Source organism: Bacteroidota bacterium (assembly GCA_021300195.1).
In the GTDB taxonomy this organism is placed as follows: Bacteria; Bacteroidota; Bacteroidia; order J057; family JAJTIE01; genus JAJTIE01.
Genome location: JAJTIE010000005.1, coordinates 121,221 through 141,039 on the forward strand (window position 1 = coordinate 121,221; position 19,819 = coordinate 141,039).

General features: G+C 60.2%; 15 protein-coding genes. 4 read left to right on the forward strand and 11 right to left on the reverse strand.

What is annotated here, in order from left to right; translation table 11 throughout:
• Window positions 1–14: 14 nt before the first annotated feature.
• From LW884_01870 to LW884_01920, 11 genes are all read right to left on the reverse strand, one after another.
• Window positions 15–3,395 (reverse strand): AAA domain-containing protein, encoded by a 3,381-nt coding sequence (locus tag LW884_01870; protein ID MCE3007084.1) that lies wholly within the window; start codon window positions 3,393–3,395, stop codon window positions 15–17.
• Between the two features lie 109 nt (window positions 3,396–3,504).
• Window positions 3,505–4,854, reverse strand: a complete 1,350-nt coding sequence (gene radA, locus LW884_01875; protein MCE3007085.1) for a DNA repair protein RadA — start codon at window positions 4,852–4,854, stop codon at window positions 3,505–3,507.
• 114 nt (window positions 4,855–4,968) lie between these two features.
• Entirely contained in the window at window positions 4,969–6,447 is a 1,479-nt protein-coding gene (locus LW884_01880) for an NADH-quinone oxidoreductase subunit N (GenBank protein MCE3007086.1), read from the reverse strand.
• Complete coding sequence (locus LW884_01885; GenBank protein MCE3007087.1) at window positions 6,444–7,955, reverse strand: NADH-quinone oxidoreductase subunit M; 1,512 nt, start codon at window positions 7,953–7,955, stop codon at window positions 6,444–6,446. Before LW884_01885 ends, LW884_01880 begins: the two co-directional genes overlap by 4 nt.
• 54 nt (window positions 7,956–8,009) lie before the next feature.
• Window positions 8,010–9,938, reverse strand: coding sequence for an NADH-quinone oxidoreductase subunit M (locus LW884_01890; GenBank protein ID MCE3007088.1), 1,929 nt, complete (start codon window positions 9,936–9,938; stop codon window positions 8,010–8,012).
• Window positions 9,939–9,959: 21 nt separating this feature from the next.
• Window positions 9,960–10,493: a hypothetical protein gene (locus LW884_01895; GenBank protein ID MCE3007089.1), complete on the reverse strand. Its 534-nt coding sequence runs from the start codon at window positions 10,491–10,493 to the stop codon at window positions 9,960–9,962.
• Window positions 10,494–10,584: 91 nt separating this feature from the next.
• Window positions 10,585–11,325: an AhpC/TSA family protein gene (locus tag LW884_01900; protein ID MCE3007090.1), complete on the reverse strand. Its 741-nt coding sequence runs from the start codon at window positions 11,323–11,325 to the stop codon at window positions 10,585–10,587.
• 63 nt (window positions 11,326–11,388) lie between these two features.
• Complete coding sequence (locus LW884_01905) at window positions 11,389–12,153, reverse strand: lycopene cyclase domain-containing protein (GenBank protein MCE3007091.1); 765 nt, start codon at window positions 12,151–12,153, stop codon at window positions 11,389–11,391.
• A complete protein-coding gene (locus tag LW884_01910) occupies window positions 12,137–12,979 on the reverse strand; it encodes a phytoene/squalene synthase family protein (protein ID MCE3007092.1) in 843 nt (280 codons plus the stop codon). The genes LW884_01905 and LW884_01910 overlap by 17 nt, the downstream gene beginning before the upstream one ends.
• A complete protein-coding gene (gene crtI, locus LW884_01915; protein MCE3007093.1) occupies window positions 12,954–14,444 on the reverse strand; it encodes a phytoene desaturase family protein in 1,491 nt (496 codons plus the stop codon). Before crtI ends, LW884_01910 begins: the two co-directional genes overlap by 26 nt.
• A 130-nt stretch (window positions 14,445–14,574) precedes the next feature.
• A complete protein-coding gene (locus LW884_01920; GenBank protein ID MCE3007094.1) occupies window positions 14,575–14,895 on the reverse strand; it encodes a hypothetical protein in 321 nt (106 codons plus the stop codon).
• A 179-nt stretch (window positions 14,896–15,074) separates the two neighbouring features.
• Between LW884_01920 and gldF the strand changes: the two genes are divergently transcribed.
• The 4 genes from gldF (at window position 15,075) to dnaN (ending at window position 19,798) form a co-directional block, all read left to right on the forward strand.
• Window positions 15,075–15,800, forward strand: a complete 726-nt coding sequence (gene gldF / locus LW884_01925; protein MCE3007095.1) for a gliding motility-associated ABC transporter permease subunit GldF — start codon at window positions 15,075–15,077, stop codon at window positions 15,798–15,800.
• Between the two features lie 44 nt (window positions 15,801–15,844).
• The gene (locus LW884_01930) at window positions 15,845–17,611 is read left to right on the forward strand and encodes a Gldg family protein (GenBank protein ID MCE3007096.1); all 1,767 of its coding nucleotides are present in this window, start codon (window positions 15,845–15,847) and stop codon (window positions 17,609–17,611) included.
• Window positions 17,612–17,644: 33 nt separating this feature from the next.
• Window positions 17,645–18,592 carry a DUF4340 domain-containing protein gene (locus LW884_01935; protein ID MCE3007097.1) on the forward strand — a complete coding sequence of 316 codons (948 nt, stop codon included), beginning with the start codon at window positions 17,645–17,647 and terminating at the stop codon, window positions 18,590–18,592.
• 72 nt (window positions 18,593–18,664) lie between these two features.
• Window positions 18,665–19,798 (forward strand): DNA polymerase III subunit beta, encoded by a 1,134-nt coding sequence (dnaN, locus tag LW884_01940; GenBank protein ID MCE3007098.1) that lies wholly within the window; start codon window positions 18,665–18,667, stop codon window positions 19,796–19,798.
• Window positions 19,799–19,819 lie beyond the last annotated feature (21 nt).

Genomic DNA, 19,819 nt, shown 5'->3' on the forward strand with positions numbered 1-19,819 from the left:
CCAAAAATACAGGACTAGATGTTATCTGCCAAGTCGGCCACCTGGGCATAGGCCTTGTGCTGCTTGGCCCAGGCTATCAGGCGGTTGTAGTGGTAGTTCTTGCTCAGTATCTCGTCGCAGCCCAGCAAATACACGTGCTGGCGGGCGCGGGTTAGGGCCACATTCAGCTTGCGGTCTACCCTGCCATCCAGGGTAGGGCTTTGCAGGTGCCGCAGCTGTGCCAGGTGGTTTACACTCATGGAGATGAGGATGATCTCGCGCTGGCTGCCCTGGAAGCGCTCTACCGTGTCTACCAGTATAAGGCTCTGATATTCAGCTGGCAGGCGCTGGGTTATCTCGGCTATCTGGGCGCGGTAGGGGGTGATGATGCCCAGGGTTTCGGGCCGGATGCCATCCGGAAACTGAGCTGCAATAATGTGCACCATGCGGGCTATCAGCTCGGCCTCCAGGGGGTGGGTTTTGCTGTAGTGCAGGCTGGGGGTGGAGAGGTAGAGTAGCCGGTGCCGGGCCATAAGGGGGTATAGCGGATCCGAAACCGGGCGTGTAAAAATGAAGCCGGGCTGGCGCTGCCGCTCCGAGGCTACCTCCAGCCCCTGCTCGTAGTACTCCAGGTTTACAAATGCGGCTACCTCCTGGTGCATCCGGCCGTGCGTGCTCAGCATACCGTAGGCCTCGTACCAGCCCTGGTCTCGGCAGCGGTTTAGCAGGCGTTCAAACAGGCTGTGCCGCAGGTCGTGAAAGCCGGCCTGCAGCAGCAGCGGGTCTTGCACCACACTGCGTGCAGGGTTCTGCGTTACCACTGCAGGCAGCTGCTTTTCATCCCCGATCATGATAAACCGCCGGGCATGCTCTACCATGCCACACAGATAGGGGTCTAGTAGCTGGCTAGCCTCATCTATAATGGCGGTTGTGAAGTTTCGGTTGCGCAGTTTGTTGAAGTTTGACAGATACGAGCTGACGGTACTGACAATCACCCGTATGCCACTCAGTTCCTCAAAGGTCTGTTTCAGGCTCTTTTCCTTCAGGATGCGGCTCAGTACATGAAAGGTGTCTGCATTGGCAAAGCCCAGCCGCAGGTAGGGGATGGATTCTTTTTCCAGCTGGACACAGATCTCATCTACGGCCCGGTTTGTGTAGGCCATGAGGAGCACCTGCTCCCAAGGGTCGGCATACAGGTGGCGGATCATGGCGCGTAGCACGATGCTGGTTTTGCCCGTGCCCGGTGGCCCCTGCAGCAGGAAGTAGTCCTTGGCACTCAGTGCCCGGTTTAGCAGGGTATTCTGTGCGGTGCTTAGTTCGGGGTCTTCTATGCCCTGCGTGGGGCCAAACTCCGGTGCCGTTTGCCCCAGCATTACCTGTTTCTTGTGCTGCTCGGTGCTTTGCAGAAACTTGAAGAGTGACTGATACAGTCCGGTTACGCTGTTTTCCAGGTAGTCGTGCTCCAGCACCCAATGGGGGTGGCTGCGCAGGTAGGAGGGGTTCACCAGTTTGTTTCGCAGGCTGATGCGCACGCGGTCTGGGCTCAGCTCCTTGATGCTGCACTTCAGGATCTGGTGGCTAAGGGGGGCCAGGCTACCGTCCTTCTCTACCGGGTACAGCACCGCTATGTCTCCCTCGCGAAAGTTAGCTACCTGGCGGCTAAGGGCCGTTGCGCGCCGAAAGCCTAGATGAAACTGCCGGAAGTCGCTTGCATTCTCCTCCAGCTCTAGGCCATAGAGGATCCGGTAGTTTTGGAGCTTTTCGTCCAGGCTGTCTTGCCACAGGCCAGCATAGCCATGGTCGGTTTCATCCACGTCGCTGCCTGTTTTGGCGATGATCTTTTCGCGGGTGATGAAGGCCACGTAGGCGCGAAAGAAGGCGATCTCCAGCTTGGGCGCGTGCTTGAAGATGTTGATGGCCAGGGCTGCATCGGTGTTTTTCCAGCTGGGTAGGCTTCCGGTATGGCCCTGCACCAGCTGTCGGAGGACTTCAAAGTTGTCAGCTGCTAGCTGAAAGTCGTGCCACACCAGGTGGTTGCGCATCATCATTATCTCCTGTGCATCCTGCACATTGGTAGCCACGTGGCGCAGGGCTGGTTCGTCTGCCCGGATGCCGCTGTAGAAAATCGCGTTGTTCCCCACACGGCTGGGGTAGGTGCTCTTTAGCAGCAGGTGGTAGCAGTGGGTTTGCGCTTCATGCTCGCTTTTCACCCCCTTGTTTAGGTAGGGCGAGGGCGACTTGCCGCTTTTCAGCTCGATGATGTCCTTCTTGTCGGGCCTGCCAGGCTCCTGCAGCATGAGGTCCAGCCGACCCTGCAGGCCATATTTTACCGAGTTGTAGGTGGGTTCAATAAATACTTCCAGGTTCTGGGTAGCCTCCACAAAGGCACGCAGCTGGGGCAGGTGCTGCGCCACCTCGGTCCTTAGGCTGGCCAGTAGTTCCTCATCCCAGCCGTGTTTTCGGTACATCAGGCCCAGCACATCCAGGGCGTATACACGTAGGGCCTCTTCATACAGCTGGTCAAAGTCTCGGTCGGCATCCACCATCATTTCATCCAGCAGGTAGTTTATCAGCGCCCCTTTCACCATCTGGGTGCTGGGTTCCGACTCTATGAAGCGGTGGATGATATCCAGCATGGGGTTTGCCCCATCGTGGATAAAGCAGCGGGCAATGTCGGTAGCTTGTATCAGGTAGTCGGGCTCTAGTACAAGCAGGGTGTTGGGTGTGGAAAGAAACACATCCTGATCGGCCTTGGCTTGCTCCAGGTTATACACGTCCAGGGTGGCAAAGCGCCACAGGATGCTGCTCATCTGGCTGATGTGCGCCCCGAAAAAACGCTTGCGCAGGTCTCGCAATACGATGGTTATGGGGCCGTACTCGTGGGTGTCGCAGTACAGCGAGCAGAGCAGTTGATCCGGCTCTCGGCTGTTGGCACCACTGCGTATGGGCCCTATGTCCAGCACCGTAGCCTGTATGTACTGGATCAGCTTCTTTTTTTGCTGTGGACTGCGGCTGAATTGTAGGTCTTCAGCGTCGGAAAAAAGCACCGTCAGGTCGTCGGGTATGGCTACGGTGGAGAAAGCGTGTACTCCCTCGGCCATCACCTTCAGGCAGGTAAGGTACTCTTTGGGGCCTATTTCCACCTCCAGCTGGTGTACCACCCGGTTGGCAAAAATGCGAAATTCATGCAGCTCATCGGCCAGGGTACCCGGTGGGTCGTAGCGGTTTTGTATGTACTGCATTCGCCCCTTCAGGTCCTGTATCATTTCTTTTTCGTCCTGGGTGAGCTGCTTGAAGAGGTGCTCGAGCAGGGTGCGAAACTGTATGATCTTTTCACGATACCCCAGCTGCTGCCTGTGCGTGCTTAGCAGGCGATCATACAGGTATACAGCACTTTCCCGATCTATCGATTTCATTATTTGCTTATCGGAGGGGGATACAAGATTCAAAAATAACATAGGGCTGCACACACAGCCATGCACAAGGCTGCTATATGGCCTATGCTCCCCACATTGGGATATTTTTCTAGCTGAATAGTTGTCGGAAAATCTCGTCCAGCCGCCGGGCCGTTTTTGTACGGGTACCCGGGGTAGCTAGCCGGGCTGGGGCGGTATAGAAGTCCTCAAACCCCATCTTGGAGGCTTCGGCCAGGCGTTGCTCCAGGCGCGCGGCCACGCGCAGCTCTCCGGTCAGGCTGATCTCGGCGGCAAAAACAGCCTGGGGTGGTAGCGGCGCATCGTACACCGAGGAGAGCAGCGCACAGAGTATGGCCAGGTCCAAGCCGGGGTCATCCAGGCGGATGCCCCCGGCTATGTTTACAAACACATCTTTGGTGGCCATCTTCACCCGTCCTTTCTTCTCCAGCACGGCTATCAGCATGCCTAGGCGCTTCATGTCCAGGCCCACGGCATTTCGCTGTGGGCTGCCATAGGTGGCATCGGTTACCAGGGCCTGGCACTCTACCAGTAGGGGGCGCATGCCCTGTATGCTGGCTGCCACGGCTATGCCGGCCTCCGGGCTTCTGTGCTCGCCCAGCAGCAGCTTGCTGGGGTTGGGCTCGGCGTGCAGGCCATCGGCCTTCATCTCGTACAGGCCCAGCTCGGGGGTGGCGCCAAAGCGGTTTTTGGTGGCCCGCAGCACCCGGTACTGGTAGTGCCGCTCGCCCTCAAACTCCAGTACCACATCCACCATGTGCTCCAGCACCTTGGGTCCGGCTATCATTCCGTCCTTGTTGATGTGCCCCACCAGGATGAGCGGTATGTGGTGCTCCTTGGCTATACGTAGCAGGCGTGCGGCACACTCGCGCACCTGGGCCACCGTGCCCGGCGCACTCTCCAGGGCATCGGTGTACAGGGTTTGTATAGAGTCGATAATCAGCAAGGCAGGCCGTAGCTGGTGTACCTGGGGTATGAGAGCCTCCACCCGGGTTTCGGCTAGCAGATACAGCTGTTCATTCTGCCCTGGCAGGCGCTCGGCCCGCAGTTTTATCTGCTGGGCACTCTCTTCGCCGCTTATGTACAGTACGGGCTGCCCTAGCTGCAGGGCTATCTGTAGCAGTAGGGTGCTTTTGCCTATGCCGGGCTCGCCCCCCAGCAGCAGTACACTGCCGGGCACCAGGCCGCCGCCCAGCACCCGGTTTAGCTCGGCATCCTGCAGGGCAGTGCGTGGGTAGTCTTGGGCGGCTACCTCCTGTAGGCGTATGGGGCTGGCCTGTTCCGTGCCGGTCCAGCTTCGTGCTGCCGGTGTACGGGGGTCGCTGCTGATCTTGTGTTCTACAATTGTGTTCCAGGTGCCACAGCTGCTGCACTGGCCCTGCCACTTGGCGTAGTCCTGCCCGCATTCGCCGCACACATACACCGTTTTGGTTTTTGCCATAGCCGCAAAGGTAGGGTGGCCCGGCGGCTTGCGCTACCTTTTTCTCTGCCGGGGCTGCCAGGTGGGGTGGGGCAGGGTTCATCTGGGCTGCGGTGTGTAGCACCCTTCTTCCGGCTACCCGCCGATGGGGGGCAGGTATACACCGAGCAGCAGGAGCGCCAGGCTGAGCAGGAGCAGGACAAAACCCAGCAGGGGTGCAGGTCTTTTGGCCAGGGGTTCGTCGTGCCCGTCTGCTGCTGCCGTTGTGGTGCTGGGGCGCAGCAGTACCCAGATCAGGGGCTTCAGGTAGTAAAACACGCCCAGCACGGTGCTGAGCACGGCAATGCCGAGCGTAAGGCCCACCCAGGCACTACCACCCTGCTGATACCAGCTCCACAGCGGGATGAAGACCCTGAGCTTGGCCATGAAGCCGGCCGTAGGGGGTAGCCCAGCCAGGGCGATGAGGGCTACTGCCAGGCCCAGTACAGCCACTGGCTGCTGCCGCGCCAGTCCGCCCCAGTGCGTATAGTGGGCCTGGCCGCTGTGCCGGGCCAGGGTATGGCCTGCCAGAAAAGCCAGGCCTGTCATCATCACATAGTAGCCCAGGTAGAGCAGCAGTGCGGCCTGTAGTGCCGGCAGCTGGGGCTGTAGGCTGGCAAATAGCAGCAGGCCCGCGTGGGCAATGCCGCTATAGGCCATTAGCCTGCGGAAGTGGGTCTGTGTAAAGGCGGCTATATTGCCCCCCACCATGGCTATGGCACTCAGGGCCAGGAGCAGCTGTAGCCATACCCCCGCCGGGGGCAGGGCCTGCATCCACCGCAGGATGAGCCCAAAGGCGGCCACCTTGCTACCGGTAGCCAGCAGCGTGGCCGTGGCCCAGTTGCCCCCCTCGTAGGCATCGGGTGCCCAGAAGTGGAAGGGGAATAGGCTGGCCTTGAAGGCAAAGCCTGCAAACACGAACAGCAGGGCCAGTAGCAGCGGCACCGTATCCACATCCTGCAGCAGCACATCCAGCTCGCCCGGGGCCAGGCTGAGTGTACCCGTAAGGCCGTACAGCAGGCTGAAGCCAAACAGCATGATGCCACTGCTGAACGCCCCGTAGAGGAGATACTTAACCCCGGCCTCGCTGGCAGCGCGCTCGGTGCGGAAGTAGCTCACCAGCACATAGCTACACAGGCTGGCCAGCTCCATGCCAACGAACAGGCTAAGGACGTGCTGGCTGATGACCATGACCTGCAGCCCCAGCTGTAGGCACACCAGCAGGCTAAAGAAAGTAACCCGCTGGCGAATGCCACTTGGCCAGGCCATCTGCAGGGTCAGGAAGAGCGTGAGTAGCTGGCTGGCCGTGAGCACCAGGCGGAGGTACCACCCGGTGGCATCCTGCACCACCTGGCCCAGCAGGGCCGGGCGGGGCTGCGCCGGTGGACCCTGATACAGCAGCCAGCCCAGCAGGCCCAGCTGCGCCCCTATACACAGCCAGGCAGCCTGCCTGCGGCTGGCCCCCCGCACGTCTAGCAGGATAAGCACCACCAGCAGGCTGAGTAGATAGACCTCGGGCAGGATAGCACCCAGGCCGTAGCGAATTTCGGCTAGCGCCGTGCCCGCATCTATCATAGCCCCAGGAGTTTAAGCGTGTGCTGCACGGGCTCTAGCAGGGGGCCTAGCAGCCAGCCCGGATACAGCCCGATTAGGACCGTGAAAAAGGCGGGGATGCCAAAGGAAATCCATTCGGCCCGGCCCAGGTCTGCCAGCACGCCATCGGCTACGGGGCTGCGTAGCGGCCCCATAAACAGCCGCTGGAAGGCCCACAGCAGGTAGCCTGCCCCTAGCAGTATGCCTGCAAAGGGCAAGAAGGCATACGCATAGCCCAGGGCAGGGGCGGTGGTCAGGGTGCCGGTTAGTACCAGCAGCTCGCTCACAAAGGCAGCCAGGCCCGGCAGGCCCAGGGCGGCAAATATGCCCAGGGCGGCAAAGAAGGTGAAGCGGGGCATGGCCCGCCACAGGCCCGACGCGGCATCCAGCTGCAGGGTGCCCAGGCGGCTATACAGCACCCCGGCACTGAGGAACAGCAGGGCGGAGATGACCCCGTGGGTGAAAAGCTGGAGCAACGCACCCAGCATGCCCACCTCGCTCAGGCTGGCAAGGCCCAGCAGCACAAAACCCATGTGCGAGACAGAGCTGTAGGCCACCAGCCGCTTGAAGTGCACCTGGCCTAGGGCCACCAGCCCGCCATACACGATGGTAACGCAGGCGATGAGCAGCAGCCAGGGCTGCTGGGCTACCACCACATCCGGAAAGATGGGCAGTACAAAGCGGAATAGCCCATAGCCCCCCACCTTCAGCAGGGTGCCGGCCAGGATGACAGAGATGGGCGTGCTGGCCTCTACGTGTGCATCGGGCAGCCAGGTGTGTACGGGCACCAGCGGCAGCTTGATGGCAAAGGCCAGAAACATGGCCCAGAAGCCCAGGGTGCGCAGGCTGGTGGCTGCAAAGGGGCTGCCTGGCAGCAGGGTGCCGGCCTGGCAGTAGGTGCTTAGGCTAAAGTCGTGCACGCCGGGCTCGGGCTGGTAGCTGAACACCAGCCCCACCAGTACCAGCAGCAGAAAAAGCGAGCCGACCAGGGTGTAGAGAAAAAACTTGATGGCTGCATACTCGCGCCGCTTGCCACCCCAGATGCCGATCAGGAAGAACATGGGTAGCAGCATCAGCTCGAAGAAGATGTAGAAGAGCACCAGGTCTTGCGCCAGAAAGCTGCCGATGAGGCTGGTGTTCAGCAGCTGCAGCAGGGCGTAGTACAGGCGGCTGCGGGCTACGTCTCGCGGCGTGGCCAGTACAGCCGTCAGCAGGATCAGGGTGCTCAGCAGGCACAGCATCCAGGCTACCCCGTCCAGCTGCAGCTCGTAGTGTATGCGCAGCTCGGCCTCGCCCACCGGCAGGCGGATCCATAGCAGCTTTTCCCCCATCGTCAGGCTATTGCCGGCATACAGCCCGGCAATAAGCAGCAGCTGCAGGCCCAGGGTGGCTAGCACGGCCAGCCGCTGGCCGCGCACCCCCACCTGCCTAAGGGCCAGGGGCAATGCCAACACAACTGGCAGAAAGGTAAGGAGGCTAAGCAGGCCCATGGTAAGAGAGGCGAAAATACAAAAGCTTGGCGGGCTTGGTCGAAAAATATCGCATTACGATTCCATTCCCACCCAGTTCACAATCCAAAAGAGCGCAAACAGCAGGGCAAGCAGCAGTAGGCTGATGAGCAGGTAGCGCTGCGTACGCCCGGCCTGTAGCTGGCGCAGGGCGTTTCCCCCGTTCAGGAAGAGGGCTCCCAGGCCACGTACTGCCCCGTCTACCAGGTGGTATTCCAGCCGGGTGGCCAGGCCAGCCAGGCCGAGGGTACGGGTGTGCTGGCCTGGCCCGGGTGCACCGGCCACCAGCCGGGCACTACCCCTCACCAGGCCGTCTATCAGGCGGGTGTCCAGCCAGGCCAAGCCTCGGGCCAGCCGGATGGTGGCCGCGGCCAGGCTGATCCAGAGGGTATCGAGGTAGAAATGATGAGCTAGCACCTGCTTGCCTGCCCGCAGCCCCCTGCTCCAGCCTGCCAGGGGTGCTTGTGGGCCAGGCCCCCACAGCCGGGTGCGGAATAGCAGACCGGCCAGCAGCACACCCAGCACCGTGCTAGCCAGTGCTGCCACCAGTATAAAGCCGGAATGGGGGGCTGAAAAGCCGATCCAGCCCGGCCACCAGCCCATTTCGGGCTGTAGCGGGTTCGGGCTATAGGGCAGCCAGAGCGATAGGGCAGCCAGGATGCCCAGTGGCAGGCGGGTTCGATAGTCGGGCTCGTGCAGGGCGGGCCCCTGCCCCCTGCGGTAGAAGGCCAGCCAGAGTAGCTTGCTCACATAGGCTGCGGTGCACAGGGCACTGAGCAGGAGCAGCCAGCCTGGCCCCGGGGCCGCCTGGAATACGACTGCCAGGATGGGCTCCTTGCTCAGCCCACCCGAGAAAAGGGGCAGGCCTGCCAGGGCCGCGCCACATAGGGTCATGCAGGTGGTAGTCCAGGGCAGGCGGCGGGCCAGCCCCCCCATGCGGTACAGGTTCTGCGGATCGGGGTAGTGCTGCGGGTGGTGGCCCAGCTCGTGGATTAGCACGCCGGCACCCAAGAAGAGCCCCGCCTTGAAGCAGGCATGGGTAAGTAGATGGGCCACCCCCACCTGCCATTGGCCGGTGCCCATGGCGGCCACCATAAAGCCCAGCTGGCTGATGGTGCTATAGGCAAGCAGTTTTTTGATGTCCGACTGGGCCAGGGCCGATAGGGCGGCCATTAGCGCCGTGAGGCTACCCAGCAGGAGCAAGAAGTGCAGCGGCTCCGGGCCCAGCCAGGGCACGATGCGGGCCAGCAGGAACACCCCGGCTGCCACCATGGTAGCCGCGTGGATGAGCGCTGAGGCGGTGGTAGGGCCTGCCATGGCATCGGGCAGCCACACCTGTAGCGGAAACTGCGCGCTCTTGGCCATCACCCCCATACACAGGGCATAGGGCACCCAGGCCGGTGCCCCAGCCAGGGACGAAAAGGCATCTCCTGCCCCGCTGGCCACCAGGCCCAGGATGCCTGCCAGTAGGCCTGCGTCCCCTATGCGGTTTAGCCAGAATGCCTTTGTGGCGGCCTGGCTGGCACGCGGGCTTTGGTAGAAGGAGATGAGCAAGAAGCTGCACAGCCCCATCAGCTCCCAGAAGATAAAAAGCTGGAACAGGCCAGGCGAGAGCAGCAGCCCGTGCATGGCAGTGGTAAAGGCGCCCAGATAGACCCAATAACGAGCCTGCCAAGGGTGGCCATGCAGGTAGTAGCGCGAAAAAAGCGCGACCAGGCAGGCAATGAGGCCAACCATTACGTGCAGCACTGCGTTCAGCGGGTCCAGCACCAGGCCCAGCTGCAGGGCCGGAAAGGTAGCTGTCCAGCTGTAGAGTAGGGTGCCTGGCGCGGCAGCCAGGCTGAGGCCAAAGGCAAGGAGCGAGAGTAGATAGGCCGCCAGCGCCAGTCGGCCCGATCGGCCCCACAGGGCACAAAGGCCCCCTAGCAGGGGCAGAAGGCTGGCAAACAGACGGACGAACTCCATACGCCCGGCAAGTTATACAAACTACCGGATGGATAAGTCGGCCCGGCCCAGCTCTACCGACAGGCTGTCTATTCGGTCGCACTCGGCATGCTCCAGGGCAGCGGGCTTTACGGGAAAGCCCAGGCTGCGGGCATAGGTCAGGTCGCTACAGGCACCCACCTTATCCATCAGGATGCTGCGGGCCACCCCCCGGTAGTAGTAGGCCTTGGGGGTGTGCATATCGTGGCCCTCGGTCTGGCTCAGGTCTTCCACTCCTTTTTGCAGCCAGTACATGGCATCGGTGTGGTAGCTGTTCTTTTCCAGTACTATGCCTGCCTCTATGCTGTACATGCCCCGCTTGTACACGTTATAGGCGGTGCTATCCAGCTTCACAGCCTCGTCTGCCAGGCGGGCAGCACTTACCAGGCTGTCGCGGTCGCGCTTCTGCTCAGCCATCGCCAGCTTCCCGCGGGCCTGCTCGGTGGTGTCTTGGCAGGCCATCAGGCCGCACACACCCAGCACGCATCCGGCTATCCATCCCCAGCTGCGTTTTTTCGTTATTCTTACCTGGTTCATATACCGTTTCCTAATAAAACCGACTGGCCTCTGCCCGAGGCGAAAAAGACCGAGTGCAAAAATACACCGATCTGGCCTGTGGTCAATCGGTTTATTCGTCCAGTTTCTTCAGCGCAGCTACAATATCCTGGGGCTCAGCTCGCTTTCGGTAATCCGCATCGACAAATGCCCAGCTCACGCGCCCATACCGGTCAAGCACGTAGGTGGCCGCCAGGGGCAGCTCCTGGTGTTTGTTTCCATTGTAGGCTGCCAGGTCGCAGTGCTTGCGGTAGGCAGCCGCCACGGTGGGGGTTAGCCGGTACACCAGGCCGTAGGCCTTGGCTACCTGGTTGTCGGGGTCGCTCAGTACCTCGAACTGTAGGCCATTCCTTTCTTTGGTAGACAGGGTGCTGTCGGGCACTTCGGGGCTAAGGGCTATCAGGGTGGCCCCCTCGGCCCGGAACGCAGGGAGGTGCCGCTGCAGGTACTGTAGGTTGATGTTGCAGTATGGGCACCAGCCGCCCCGGTACCAGGTAAGCACCACGGGCCCCTTCCGGGTCAGCTCGGATAGGCGTACCGACATGCCTGTGGCATTCGGGAGCGTGAAATCCGGTGCCAGATCTCCCAGCTGAATAGCCCCCTCCAGTATGCCGCTCTTGCTCAAATGGGCTATGCTCCTTTCATACAGCTCTACTTCTCTGCGCGGTGTATGTGCCCTAAAGCGTTCCCGCTCGGCCTCCAGTGCCCGGGCTAGTGTGATTTCCTCGGTGCTGCCTACCCCAATTCGTATATCTGGTTGGCCGGGTTTGTCTTTTTGACAAGCCGATAGGCTTGCCCCGATAAGCAAAAGCATTAGCCAAGGGTACACACGCATGCCTGAATATAAAAAATAGTATGCATGTGCCAAGCTGCTTAGCTAAGCAGCGGGCCGCGAAACCGTGGCTCTGCCCGAGTATCTTCTTAGCAGGACCTTGTAGAGGGTAAAGGTCATGAGGAAGAGCAGGAATCCGTACAGGGTGTCTTCGGCGGGGATGGTGATGAGCCGGATGCCCAGGTTTTCGGCATCGTTGTATACCACTACGGGCAGGGCTGTAAGCACCCCATTGACCAGGAAAAAGGGTATCAGGCAGACGAGCCAGGTGCGCAGGATGTGCGGCCACCAGCCTAGGCCTATCCACCAGGCCGATAGCGGCATCCACACCAGGAGGCCTAGCAGGGTATAGCGGGTATACAGCAGCCCCCAGCTAAGGGGGAGCAGCAGGAGCAGAAAACCGTAGAGCAGCAGGAAGAGTACACGCCCAAGCCGGGGCCGGGGCCGGATGGGAAACCATACCTCGAAGGTGTCGGCCAGGAAGATGCAGGCATAGGGGACACTGAAAAAAAACAACCACTCCTCCCAGGGTAGGCCCCACAGGCTGGGGCCGGTAACATAGCGATAGTTGAAGTGCCACACCCCCCAGGTGGTGAAGGTGGCATCCCACAGGATAAAGTAGGCTGCGGGAAAAATAAGCGCCAGCATAAACCACCCCAGCCGCCGGTAAAAGCGCACCCATGGGTCGAAGGTGAGTAGCAGGGGGGCAGCCAGGCAGACCAAGTGCAGGCAGGCATAGGTATAGGGCCCCACGTCCAGCGCGCGAAACAGGGCCAGTGCCCAGCCAGTGGCACTATCGGCTACGTGCATGCTGCCAGTAGGTGGTGAGGAAAATGGAAAACTTTCGGCTATCGCTCACCCGCACACGGCCCTGTGTGAGCCTGCGGGCAGAGAGGTGGCGGATTTTGTTAAACAGACGCAGGTAGTAGCGATAGGCCAGATCTACCCCCAGTCGTGCCCCTGTGGGCAGCTGGGCAATGCCCGCAGCGCCTTCCCGGAAGTCTGCTGCCAGGTCGGCCTCTATGGCCTGTTTGTCCGCCTCGCTAAACAGGCTAAACTCTACGCCTGGAAAGTACACCCGGCCCCGTTCTTCCCAGTCGGCCTTCAGGTCGCGCAGGAAGTTGATCTTCTGAAAAGCACTGCCCAGGGCGCGGGCCGATGGCACCAGCGGTTCGTAGCGCCGGGGGTCTCCTTCGCAGAATACGCACAGGCACATCAGGCCTACCACCTCGGCACTACCGTATATGTAGGTCTCGTACTCCTGCTGGTTGAAGCGCGTGTAGCTAAGGTCCATCTCCATGCTGTGCAGAAAGGCCTCGATGTAGGCCCTGGGGATCTGGTAGCGGTGCACCGTTTCCTGAAAGGCGTGCAGGATGGGGTTCAGGCTAATGCGCTCCTCCAGGGCCAGCCAGGTATCTTGCCGGAAGCGGTTGAGCAGCTGCGTGCGGTCTACGGCCTCAAAGGTGTCTACAATCTCATCGGCAAAACGGACAAAGCCATAGATGGCATAAACGGGGTCTCGCAGGGGCCTGGCCAGGCAGCGTATGCCTTTGCTGAAGCTGGTGCTGTAGGCCCGGGTTACCAGCTTGCTACAGGCCAGGCTACTGTGGTTATATAGCTGCTGCTGTGGGTGCATGTTCTTTCTGTATGCGTTCGGTAACCAATCTGCTCGATATTACCACAATGGGCAGGCCCGTACCCGGTATGGTGCTGGCCCCTACGTAGTACAGGTTGCCAAAGTGCTCATCCTTGTTGGCTGGGCGCAGGGCACCCACCTGGTTCAGGCCATGGGCCAGGCCTAGGCCGCTGCCCCGGTATAGGCGAAACTTCTCTTCCCAGTCTATCGGTGTCATTACCGTTCGGGTTAGGGTATGGGCCTGCAGGTCGTAGCCTATGCGTGCGCTCAGGTCTGCCACAATGGTGTCGGCCAGCTGCTCGGCATCGTCCCACTGCGGCTTGTACCGTCGGTCGGGTACGGGGCACAGGATGAAGAGGTTTTCGCAGCCGGGGGGCGCACAGGTGGGGTCGGTGTGGCTGCTTACGTTCAGGTAATAGTAGGGCTTCTCGGGTGCCACCTGCGTCCGGAAAATCTCTTCTGCATAGGCATGGAAGTTATCGCCCAGGAAGTAATTGTGGTGATACACATTGTCTAGCCGGCCCTGCACACCCAGGTAGATGGTAAAGGGCGCCAGCGTCCACTGCAGTTTGTCCAGCCGCTCGGGCCGGTACCTGGGGCGCTGCAGTGCCAGGCCACGAAATGCGGCTGCATCGGCATTGCACACATAGATGTCGGCTGCCCAGCGGTGGCCGTGCTGGTCTATCAGGGCCGTTACCTCCCGGTCGCCCTCGGCCCGCACCACCTCGGTGTTGTACACCACTTCTACCCCCCGCTTTTCCAGCTCGGCCAGCAGGGCTTCTACTATGCGGTACATCCCCCCGCGCACACCCCAGTAGCCATCGTGCTGCAGTTCGGTATAGTTCAGCAGGGCATACACCGCAGGGGTATTGAATGGGGTAGCCCCCAGGAAGAAAGCCACCAGCGAGAAGATGACCTTGGCCTGCTGGCTGTCGAAGTGGCGCTCCAGCTCGGCCCACATACTGCGTAGCAGCAGGGGGGCGTGCTTCAGGGGCACCGTAGCCATGGCCCCCAGGTAGTCCAGCTTGCCCGTAAAGTTGCGCTTCACAATCCGGTGCTCGGTGTCGTGAAACAGCTGGGCGGCCCGCTTCAGGTATTTTTCTGCCTTCTGCCTGAAGTGGGGCTCTACGTCGGCAAACTGCTCGGCCAGGCGGTCCAGGTTTTTGTAGATCAGGTAGGTGCGGTCTTCGCCGGCAAAGTTTACCCCATACACGGGGTCTAGCTCCTCCAGCTCCAGGGGCATAGGGGTGCCCACCGAGTCAAATAGCTCCTTGAACTCATAGCTCATGCTGAAGAACGAGGGCCCCATGTCAAACGTAAAGCCCGCCTGCTTCAGCTGGTTTAGTCGCCCGCCTGCCTGGTCATTCTTCTCCAGGATGCGCACCCGGTAGCCTAGGTGGCTAAGCCGCAGTGCCGTGGCTAGCCCACCCAGGCCAGCACCGACGATGGTTACGGATTGTTTCAAACGTTGAGTCGTGTAGTAGTAGGTGTATAACCCCTGGTGGTGCCCAATCTGTTCCCCCGTGGGCCCGGCAAGGGGTACAAAAAAAGGGCTGATGCCCTCTTTTTTGTGCGTGCGTCCGTGCTGGAAATACCTATTGGGTAATGCCCTGTAGCATGGCCTTGTTCTTCAGGTCGCAGTTTTTCAGTGCTTCCTTCATGGCAGTCTTGGCCTTTTCCTCCAGCTCCTTGTTTTCTTTCAAGTCTTCGTATTTGGCCTCTATCTCCTTGCCCAGCTTGTTCATTTCCTCCGCACATTTGCCAAACTCGTCTGCTTTGCCGGCCTCCTGCAGTTTCAGGCAGTCACACATTTTGTTCGCTATGTTCGTGGCATCGGCCTCTATGCCATCGCCACCACAGGCCGTCAGGCTCAGTACCAAGCCTGCAGTAAGTACTGCCACAGTAAATCTTTTCATCTTTTGGATTTGAGTAAGGTGAGATTGAAACTTGAATTTCGAGTCAAAGTTACACCTGTACGCCGAAGGGACAACGTTCCGGTGGGGGAAAATGGATGTTTTTACGTAGGATGAGATCCGGCCTTGTAGCAGGCATCGTATTTTTCCCCCTTTGTGTACCTTTGCGCATCATGAATGGCATGCTTGTACTGCTGCGTAAGGAGGTTGGGGCGTTTTTTAATTCCCTGATGGGCTACATGGTGCTGGTGGTGTTTCTGGTAGCTAGCGGCCTGTTCTTCTGGGTATTCCCCGATAACCTGCTGGAGACGGGTGCGGCCAACCTGGATAGCCTGTTCAGCATCGCCCCTTTTCTGCTACTGTTTCTGGTGCCTGCCATTACCATGCGCGCCTTCTCCGAGGAGTTTAAGACCGGCACCATTGAGTACCTGGCTACCAAGCCCCTGCGCGATATGCAGATCATCCTGGGCAAATACCTGGCTGCTGTGGTGCTGGTGGTGCTGAGCCTGCTGCCCACCCTGGTGTATTATGCCAGTGTGTACTACCTGGCCGAGCCCGTGGGAAACCTGGACAAAGGCGCTACCTGGGGTGCCTACCTGGGCCTGCTGGGTGTGGGGGCTGTTTTTGCCGCCATCGGCATCTGGTGCAGTACGCTGAGTGATAACCAGATTGTGGCTTTCGTGGTGGCCGTGTTCTTCTGTTTCTTTTTCTACACGGGTTTCGACCTGATTGCCGACCTGCAGCTTTTTGGTGCCCTCAATGTGTTTGTGCTACAGCTGGGGGTGCTGGCCCACTACCAGAGCATCAGCCGCGGGGTACTGGATGTGCGTGATGTGCTGTATTTCGCGAGCGTAATCCTGCTCTTCGTGCTGCTGAGCCGTGCCCAGCTGGCGGCCCGTAAGCGCTAGAACGCGCCCTGAGTGAATTGTTTTATTTGCCCACATTTGCCCCAATGAAACAGGTCCGTACCCTATATATGCAAGCCGTGCTGGCCGGCGGTATCCTGCTGCTGCTCAATCTATTTGCCCAGCGCACCGTACTGCGCTATGATCTGAGCGATGATGGCCGATATAGCCTGAACCCCGTGAGCCTGGCCACCATGGATAGCCTGCGGCAGCAGATGACCGTGAAGGTGTATCTGGAGGGGGCCGAGCTGCCCGCACGCGTAAAGCGCTTTCGCGATGCCACCCGCACCCTGCTGCAGGAGCTGCAGGCCCATGCGGGCAGCAAACTGGTGTTCGAATTCATAGACCCTAGCCAGAATCAGGCTCTGCAGCAAAAGCTGGTGCAGCAGGGCGTACCCGCCATCCCCATTATCGAGCAGCGGTCGGCCACCGAGATGCGCCAGCAGTTTATCTTTCCCGGCGCGGTGCTCAACTTTGACGGCAAGGAGGAAGTGGTAAACCTGCTCTTCAACGACTGTGTACAGCGTGGCCAGGGCCTGTACGACTGTGACTATGCCAAGGCCGAGGGCGAGCTGGAGTACAAGTTGATAAGCCAGATGCAGCGCATGCTGCCCGGCCAGCGCCGCATTGTGGGCCTGGTGCAAAGCCACGGCTGCCTGCCCCAGGAGAAGATGAAAGAGTGGATGACCGAGCTGGGCAAGTTCTATCAGGTCATTCCCGTAGACCTGCGGAAAAGCCAGCTGCTGCCCGTAAGCCCCCGCCTGCTGCCCGACACCGTGCGCCAGCAGCTGGACAAGGACGCACTGGGCTATGATGTGCTGGTGCTGCCCAAGCCCACCCAGCCCTTTGCCGAGCGAGACAAGTACATACTGGACCAGTACATTATGATGGGTGGGCGGGTGCTGTGGCTGGTAGACCAGGAGGAGGTAGACGAGCTGGACTTTGCCAGCGAAACCGCCAGCAGCCTGAGCATCCTGCGGCGCCTGAACCTGGATGATCAGTTCTTCCGGTACGGGTTCCGCATCGCTACCGACCTGATAGAGGCAGCCCCCCACCCCAGCATGGCAGGCCCCATAGAGGTGGTGATGAACCTGCCCGGAAACCAGCAAAACGAGCGCGGGCCACGCCCTGTGCCGGCACCCTACCCCTACTACCCCCTCATCATCAAGGCCGGGATGCCCGACCACCCCATTACCCGCAGCCTGGAGACCGTGAAGCTGCACTATGCCAGCAGCCTGGATACCCTGGCTACCCCCGGCATTCGCCACCAGCCCCTGCTGCGCACCAGCCCCTACAGCCGCTCGCGCGAGGGGGCCATCCTGATCAACCTGCAGCGGGCTGTGTTTGACCGCCCACCCCGAGACCTCTACCTCGGCAAGGGCGAGCGGCTGGTAGGCCTGGCTCTGGCGGGTACATTCCCCTCTGTGTTCCGTGGCCGCCGGATACCCGATAGCCTGGATACCCGTGCCCCAACTATCAACAACACCGTGATGCCAAACCGCATGGTCGTGTTTAGCGACGGAGACCTGCCCACCGGCGGACGGCTACGCTATACCGGCACCACGGCCATCCCCGCCAACAACAAGCAGCTGCTGATGAACGCCCTGGACTGGCTGATAGACGACAAAAGCTTCCTGCAGATACACGCCCGAAACGTGCAGATACCCCGCCTAGACCTGGATAAGGTGCAGGGCAACAGCTGGTACTACCAGGGCCTGAACCTGCTGCTACCCCTGCTGCTGGTGGTAGGCCTGGGGCTGCTGCGCGCCTGGCGGCGCCGCCGCCGAAACCAAGCCTACCGGCAGCCAGCCTAGCCCACCCGAAAACCCCGCACTAGCCGTGCCCCTATGAAAAACCAACGCATCGCCCTCGTACTACTCGCGCTTCTGGCCGTGCTCGCCATAGCCTACTACCTCAGCACCGGTACTGGTACCGGCCTCAGGCCCGGACACTTTGCCGTAACCGATACCAATAGCATTCAGCAGATCGTACTGCGGCGCCACTTTGCCCGCCTGGCCGAAGACGAAGTGGTAACCCTGGTAAAAAAAGATAGTACCTGGTGGGCCAACGACCTGTACCGTGCCAACCCGGCACGCATCCGCGAGCTGATGCAGGCCATAGCCACCATACAGGCACGCGAACCCGTTGAATCCACCGCACGGGCCAATGCTATGCGCTACATACGCGAAACCCACGTCCGCGTAGAGGTGCAGACCCAAGACAGCACCCGAATCTACTACGTGGGCCCAGGCTCGCCAGACAAAAGAGGCTCGCTGGCCTACCTGGAGGACGATGAAATACCGTACATCGTGGAGCTGCCCGGCTTTGTGGGCAATGTAGACCGCCACTACGCTACCCGGCTGAAGGAGTGGCGCCAGCTACCCCTCTTTACCCTGGGCTATGAGGACCTCCGCCAGATAGCCGTGCGCTACCCGGGTGCCGACTCTTCCTACGTGCTCCGGCGCCAGCCCAATGGCATGTGGAAGCTGCCCGACCAGCCCACAGACACCACCGCCAGCCTGCGCTATGCCCGCCAGTACAAGCCCACCTATGCCCTGGAGCCTGCCGAAGAGCGCTACCCAGGTGCCTTTGAGGCACTGGCCAGGCAGCGGCCAGATGTGGTGCTACAGCTGACGGACAAGGCAGGCCGGAAGCAAACCCTGAACCTGCACTACATAGCCGGCAAGCCTGACCTGCTGCTGGGCTGGAAGCCCGAAAAGCCCGAACTACTACTGGTTCAGAACTTTAGCATGGCTCCCTACCTGGCCAGGCGGCACCAGTTCGTGGCCAGATAGGCCACGTTCACACTTTTTTTTCCGGATTTGCCCGCAAAGCACTAGCTTTACCCTCTCAATATCTCACGGACTATGAAATTCATCGTTTCTTCTGGCGAACTCCTTAAGCACGTAAGTGCCATACAGGGTGTGGTGAGCCCCAAGGCAGTATTACCCATCATACAGAACATCCTGCTGGAGCTGAAGGATGGCCAGCTGCGCCTAACCGCTACCGACCTGGAGAATAGCCTCCAAACGGCCCTGAAGGTAGAGACCGATGGCAGTGAGTCCATGGCGGTATGCCTACCCGCCAAGATCTTGGCCGATACCCTGAAGGCACTGCCCGAGCAGCCCATCACCTTCAGCATGGATGCCAATAGCTTTGCCGTTACCGTTACCAGCGACACCGGTACCTACAAGATACACGGCGTAGACGGGGGCGATTTCCCTAAAATACCCGCCGCAGACAATACCACCAGCATTACCATACCGCTGGGCAATCTGGTGAAGGCCATCAACATGACCCTCTTTGCCACCAGCTCCGACGAGCTAAAGCCGGCCATGACCGGTGTGCTCTTCAAGTTTGGGGCAGAGCATGCCACCTTTGTGGCCACCGATGCCCACCGCCTGGTACGCTACCGCCGCACAGACATCCGAGTGCCCGAAGAGGTAGAATTCATCCTCCCCCAAAAGGCCCTGAAACTGCTGACCAACGCTGCCCAAAACAGCAGCGAGGATGCGGTGCAGATTGAGTACAACAGCAGCAATGCCTTCTTCAAGTTTGCCAACACCCTGCTGGTGTGCCGCCAGATAGACGCACGTTTCCCCGACTACGAGAATGTGATCCCTGCTGGTAGCCCCAATAAGGCTATTGTAGACAAAAAGGAACTGCTGGGCACCATGCGCCGCAGCGATATCTACTCGAACAAGACTACGCACCTGGGCCGATTCAAATTCAGCGGAAACCTGCTAGAGGTGCAGGCCGAAGACCTGGACTTTGCCAACGAAAGCAAAGAGAACCTGAACTGCCTCTACGAGGGCGAAGAGCTGGAAATCGGCTTCAACGTAAGCCTGATGATGGATGTAATAGATACCGTACCTACGGACGAGGTGGTGGTGGAGATGGACAGCAGCAACCGGGCCGCCGTGGTGCTACCCAGCAGCCAGGAGGAGGGTGAGAACGTACTCATGCTGCTGATGCCTGTTATGCTGGGCGTTACCTACTAGGGCCCGATAGTGGGGCTGGCC